The sequence below is a fragment of the Nocardia sp. SYP-A9097 genome, from assembly GCF_009649815.1.
Classification (GTDB): Bacteria; Actinomycetota; Actinomycetes; order Mycobacteriales; family Mycobacteriaceae; genus Nocardia.
The window spans coordinates 1-6185 of the sequence record NZ_WJIC01000065.1; the positions used below are offsets into that span (position 1 = coordinate 1).

The 6185-nt window shown below is 65.3% G+C and carries 6 protein-coding genes; all 6 read right to left on the reverse strand.

The window, feature by feature from the left end:
* The coding region (locus GFY24_RS40665) for an AMP-binding protein (protein ID WP_153810445.1) at positions 1-919 on the reverse strand (919 nt) is incomplete at its 3' end.
* Between the two features lie 42 nt (positions 920-961).
* Positions 962-2590 carry a cation acetate symporter gene (locus tag GFY24_RS40670; protein ID WP_309231923.1) on the reverse strand — a complete coding sequence of 543 codons (1629 nt, stop codon included), beginning with the start codon at positions 2588-2590 and terminating at the stop codon, positions 962-964.
* Positions 2587-2943, reverse strand: a complete 357-nt coding sequence (locus GFY24_RS40675) for a DUF485 domain-containing protein (protein WP_153810446.1) — start codon at positions 2941-2943, stop codon at positions 2587-2589. The genes GFY24_RS40670 and GFY24_RS40675 overlap by 4 nt, the downstream gene beginning before the upstream one ends.
* Positions 2944-3087: 144 nt before the next feature.
* Positions 3088-4614 carry a cation acetate symporter gene (locus tag GFY24_RS40680; RefSeq protein ID WP_153810447.1) on the reverse strand — a complete coding sequence of 509 codons (1527 nt, stop codon included), beginning with the start codon at positions 4612-4614 and terminating at the stop codon, positions 3088-3090.
* 25 nt (positions 4615-4639) lie between these two features.
* Positions 4640-5005 (reverse strand): hypothetical protein, encoded by a 366-nt coding sequence (locus tag GFY24_RS40685; protein WP_153810448.1) that lies wholly within the window; start codon positions 5003-5005, stop codon positions 4640-4642.
* Positions 5002-5790 carry a LytTR family DNA-binding domain-containing protein gene (locus GFY24_RS40690; protein ID WP_309231924.1) on the reverse strand — a complete coding sequence of 263 codons (789 nt, stop codon included), beginning with the start codon at positions 5788-5790 and terminating at the stop codon, positions 5002-5004. Before GFY24_RS40690 ends, GFY24_RS40685 begins: the two co-directional genes overlap by 4 nt.
* Between the last annotated feature and the right edge of the window lie 395 nt (positions 5791-6185).

Consider the following 6185-nt stretch of genomic DNA (forward strand, 5'->3'; position numbering starts at 1 on the left):
CGGTGCACCAGTACACATCGGCACCCGGCTTGTGATCGAACACGTAATTGTGGGTGTACGAGGTCTGCGTCAGGTAGCCACCGGAGGTGTGCAGGATGCCCTTGGGCTTACCCGTGGTCCCGGAGGTGTACAGGATGAACAGCGGATGCTCGGCATCGAACGCTTCGGCCTCATGCTCCGGGGACGCGTTCGCGACCGTCTCATGCCACCAGAGATCCCGCCCCTCCGTCATAGCCGTATCGATACCCATGCGATTCACCACGAGCACATGCTCGACACTCGAATCCGCCTGCCCCGCAAGCGCTTCGTCCAAGGCTGCCTTCAGCGGCGCGGCACTCCCCCGCCGCCACTGCCCGTCGGTGGTCACCACCAGTCGCGCCCGCGCATCCTCGATCCGCTGTCCCAGCGCACCCGCCGAGAATCCGGCGAACACCACCGAGTGCACCAGCCCGAGTCGCGCGCACGCCAGCATGGTGACGATCGCCTCGGGCACCATCGGCATATAGATGGCGACCCGGTCACCGGCGCGAAGCCCCAGAGCGGTGAATTGATTTGCCGCTCTGGAGACTTCGGCCAGCAGGTCGGCGTAGGTAATGGCGCGGCTATCACCCGGTTCGCCGACCCAATGAATGGCGACCTGGTCGCCGTGGCCTGCCAGGACGTGCCGGTCGACGCAGTTGTAGGCGACATTCAGCTTGCCGCCCACGAACCACTTCGCGAAAGGAGCTTCGTCCCAGTCGAGTACGCGGGTCCACGGCTGCGCCCAGTGCAGCCGCCGCGCCTGTTCGGCCCAGAAGCCCTCCCGGTCCGCCGCCGCCCGATCGTAAAGGGACGCAGTGGCATTGGCGTTCGCCGCGAATTCGCGGCTGGGCGGATAGCTCAGCCGGTCGGTGTTGTCGCGGTCGATCGTGCTTGTCATTGCGATGCTCTCCAGTCGAAAGGGCTTGGGCGGTAAGGGACTTCAGTGTGAGATGGCCTGCTCGGCGCCGACGCCGGTGAGTGCGCGCACCTCCATTTCGGCGGCCTTGGCGGGATCCTCGTTATCGCGGCCCAGGTAGGTGCCGGCAATGCCGAGCACGAAGGCCAGCGGGATGGAGACGATGCCCGGATTGGACAGCGGGAACCAGGCGAAATCCCGGCTCGGGATCATGGCGGTCTTCGCGCCGGAGACGGCCGGGGAGAAGACGATCAGCACAATCGTGGAGATCAGCCCGCCGTACATGCTGCACAGTGCGCCGGTGGTATTGAAGCGCTTCCAGAACAGCGAGTAGATGATGGTCGGCAGATTCGCCGCGGCGGCGACCGCGAATGCGAGAGCCACCAGGAACGCGATGTTCTGCCCGTTGGCGAGAATACCGAGGCCGATGGCGACCAGGCCGATCACCACCGCGGTAATGCGGGAGACTCGAACCTGTTCCGCTTCACCTGCTTTGCCGCGCTTGATGACTCCGGCATAGATGTCATGCGCGAAGGAAGCCGAAGCGGTGATGGTCAGACCCGCGACCACGGCCAGAATGGTCGCGAAAGCCACCGCGGAGATGATCCCGAGCAGCACCACGCCGCCGAGTTCGAAGGCCAGCAGCGGGGCCGCCGAATTCTGGCCACCGGCGGCGGCCAGAATCTTGTCCGGTCCGACAATCGCCGCCGCACCGTAGCCGAGCACCAGGGTGAAGACGTAGAACGCGCCGATCAGGCCGATCGCCCAAACCACCGAGCGCCGAGCCTCTTTGGCGGTCGGCACCGTGTAGAAGCGCATGAGCACATGCGGCAGACCGGCGGTGCCCAGCACCAGTGCCAGGCCGAGCGAGACGAAGTTCAGCTTGGAGGTCTCACTGCCGCCGTACTGCGCGCCGGGGGCGAGCACATCACGGTGTGCCACAGCCTTATTGGCGGATTCCGAGACATGCTGCTGCGCGGAGCCGAGGATCTCGGAGAGATTGAAGCCGAACTTTCCCAGCACCATGACGGTCATGAACGCGGCACCGGTGATCAGCAGCACAGCCTTGATGATCTGCACCCAGGTGGTGCCCTTCATACCGCCGATGAGCACGTACACGATCATGAGCAGGCCTACGACCGCGATGACAACGGATTGCCCTGCGCGACTGTCGATATCGAGTAGCAATGCCACCAGGCCGCCCGCGCCCGCCATCTGCGCGAGCAGGTAGAACAGCGAGACGGTCAGCGTCGAAAGCGCAGCGGCGGTTCGCACCGGCCCCTGCTTCAGCCGGAAGCTCAGCACATCGGCCATGGTGAATTTGCCGGTGTTCCTGAGCATTTCGGCGACCAGCAGCAGCGCGACCAGCCACGCCACCAGGAAGCCGATGGAGTACAGGAAGCCGTCATACCCGTAGACGGCGATAGCGCCCGCGATACCGAGGAAGCTGGCGGCCGAAAGATAGTCGCCCGCAATGGCAATGCCGTTCTGCGGTCCGGAGAAGCCGCGACCACCGGTGAAGAAGTCCGAGGCGCTGGAGGTATTCCGGCTGGCACGAACAACCACCACCATGGTGACCGCGACGAAGATAGCGAAGATGGCGATATTGGCGATCGGATTACCGACCGTGGTGCCACTGGCGAGGACGCTCACGCCCGGCCCCCTTCCAGTTCGGCCCGCAGCGCGGCGGCCCGGGGATCGAGCTCGCGCCCGGCGAAGCGCACATACAGCGCGGTGATCACGAATGTGGAGACGAATTGCCCCGCACCCAATAGCAATCCGACATTGATATTGCCGATCACCTTGTGCGCCATGAAGTCGTGTGCGTACGCGCCGAGCAGCACGTACGCCACATACCAGGCCAGGAATAGCGCGGTCATGGGAAAGACGAAGCGGCGCAGCCGATTACGTAGTTCCTGGAATTGCGGACTGGCTTGTGCGGCGACGAACTCCGCGGCGGTCGCCGTGCGCGGGGGCGCGCCGAGACCGAATTCGGTACTGCTCATCGGATTCCTAGCGTGTGATGTGGCTAACCGCGTCGACGCTAACGACATCGGCGGGTACACAGAATGCTGTGGGCTGGGTCACTCGGCGAAGGTGCCCGGTTCTGCGGTGAACGGTCGATTCCGCGCGATGAGCGGTCGGGGCGCCTACGCCGAGCGCAGGCCCCGCTCCCGATCCGCGCCCATACCGAGGGGTTCGGGGGCGTGCATGCGGACGAAGATATTCGCGATCTCCGGGGCGGATTGGCGGCGGGTCAGTCGGCTCACCAGGATCATTGCCGCGAAGGCGACCGGCACACTGACAGCGGCCGGATAGCTGAGCAGCACCGAAGGCCATCCAGCGGCGAGGGTTTGCGAAACGCCACCCGAGATCGACACCGCGGTAGCCGCGCCGGAGAGCAGGCCGCCGACAATCAGGCCGACGGCCGCACCCGTCGCGGTCAGCCCACGCCACCAGATGCCGAGCACCAACAGCGGGCAGAGGGTGGAGGCGGCCACCGCGAAGGCCAGACCCACCGCGCGCGAAAGATCCAGGGAGACAACGGTCAAGGCCAGCAGCAGCGGTACCGTACCGGTGACGATCGCCGCCAACCGGAAGTCGCGAATACGGCCGCGCAGCAGATCGGTGCCGACCACGCCCGCGATACTGACCAGCAGACCCGACGAGGTGGACAGGAACGCGGCCACCGCGCCCGCCGCGACCAATGCGGCAAGCAGTTGGCCCGGCAGCCCCGGCAGCACCGAGCCTGGCAGCAGCAATACCGCCGCGTCCGAGGCCCGCTCGTCCGGCAACCGCGCGGCATACAGCCGGGCCAGCACGCCGATCAGCACCGGGAACAGGTAGAAGAATCCGACCAGGCCGATCACGGAAAGCGCTGTGCTGCGGGCCTTCCGGCCATCCGGGTTGGTGTAGAAGCGCACCAGCACATGCGGTAGCCCCATGGTGCCCAGGAAGGTCGCGATAATCAGCGAATACACCTGATACAGCGGATGCGGCCCGCCGAGCCCACGACCCGGCAGCAGCCAGTCGGCATCGGCGACCGCCGTCAGATGCGGTGCGCCGGAATCTGAATCGTGGTGCACGAAGTAAGCGAGCAGTACCAGCGCCGGAATCGCGATGGCGGTGAGTTTGAGCCAGTACTGGAATGCCTGCACGAAGGTGATCGAGCGCATGCCGCCGCCCGCCACCGTGCCGATCACTATGACTCCCACCGCGACAACGCCCACCCAGTTCGGGACGCCGAGCAGAATCCGCAACGTGAGGCCGGCGCCCTGGAACTGCGGAATCATGTACACGCCGCAAATCACCACCACGACAAGGGCGGTCAGCTTGCGCACCCCGCGCGAGCCCAGCCGGAACTCCACGAAGTCGGGCATGGTGTACGCGCCCGAGCGACGCAATGGCGCGGCCACGAAGAGCAATAGGCCGAGATATCCGGCGGTGAATCCGACCGGATACCAGAGCGCATCGGCACCGTATTTCGCGATGAGTCCGGCCACGCCCAGATATGAAGCAGCCGAGAGGTATTCACCGGAGACCGCTGCCGCATTCCAGCGCGGCCCGACCGACCGCGAAGCCACCAGAAAATCCGAGGTAGTACGGGCCAACCGCACCCCATAACTGCCGATCGCGACACTGGCGAACGCCGCGAGCAGCAGGGCCACCACCGTCATCCACGATCCCGGCTGCGAATCCACCTCAGTCCCCGGTCAATTCGCCGAAGTCCTGCTCATTACGCTCGGCCAACCGCACATAAACCAACCCCGCCACGAACAACACCGGATACACCGCCACCCCCAACAACGCCCATGGCACCCGCACCCCGAACACCTCGGCAGACCCCAACGGCCCCAACGCGAACAACAGCGGCAGCACCCCGAGCGCGCCCACCACCACCAGCCCCACCCGCACGGCCAACCCGAACTGTGCCCGAATCAACCCGCCGATCATGGCCGCCCCCACCTCGGTCTGCTCCGCCACCTCCACCCGAGTCCGCACCAGCCGAGCCCCCCGACGCTCCGCCAACACCACCCGCTCCCGCCCCGGCCGCTGCGAACCCGTCATCGCCCGGTCCGATGCTGCCGAGGAGCATGAATCAGCCGCTGCTTCAAATCCCGCACCTGACGCCGACTGACCGGAAGCTCAACCGCCGCAGCACTTCCCTCACCCCGCAGGCAGACAACGGTCCCCGTGCCAACGGTCCGCAATCCGGTCACCAGCCGCAACGCCACCAGATACGAGCGATGCACCCGCACGAATCCCGCCTCCTCCCAACGGGATTCCAGTTCGGACAGCGGAATCCGAACCAGGTGCGAGCCCGAATTGGTATGCAGCCGCGAGTAATCCCCGTCCGCCTCGACCCAACTCACCGAGGCCCGATTCACCAGCGTCGTCGCCCCACCCAACTCCACCGGAATAACCTCGTGCGGATCGACATCCACCACCGCCTGCGGCTGCGCTCGCCCCGCGACAATCCGCCGCACCGCCTCCGCCAACCGCGCCTCCCGCAATGGCTTGAGCAGATAATCCACCGCCCCCAGATCGAACGCCGCCACCGCCCGATCATCATGCGCGGTCACGAACACGACAGCGGGCGGCCGCGCGAATTCGGAGAGGATCCCCGCCAATTCCAGCCCATCCAACCCAGGCATATTGATATCCAAGAACACCGCATCCACCGCATGCGCCCGTAACAACCGCAAAGCACTCGTCGCATCCCCCGCAGCGTGAATCTCACCGACCCCTGCTTGCGCCCGCAGCAGATAGACGAGCTCATCGAGAGCCGGCTTCTCGTCATCTACGGCGAGCACGCGTAGTGCAGCGTCAGCGGGGTCGGTGGTCCTGGTCACAGTCGATAGATCCTAGAGGAGTGGGCATGTGCCCCGATTGGGAGCCGCATTCTTACGACCAGAGAACAAAGACAGAACCCGAAAAGACAAAAGACGCCTGGACAAGAAGGGCCTAAAGGCCCAAAAGACAGAGAACCGGACACCCCCGTTGGGATCGGACAGCACGTCTGGGATCGAACAACATTGACAGGGGCTGTTCGAACCACATGCGCGCTGTCCCGTCAGAGTCCACCCACCCGAAGCGGACAATTCAGGCAAGGTGGCGCATCCTAGTGGGTCGGATTTGAAGTCTTTGGACGGTCGGCCTTGGTGAGGATCTGCTCGGCGGTCTTGGTCCAGACGAACGGTTTCGCGCGGGGGTTCCAGCCGTTGATGAACTCGCGGATCTTGGTGGT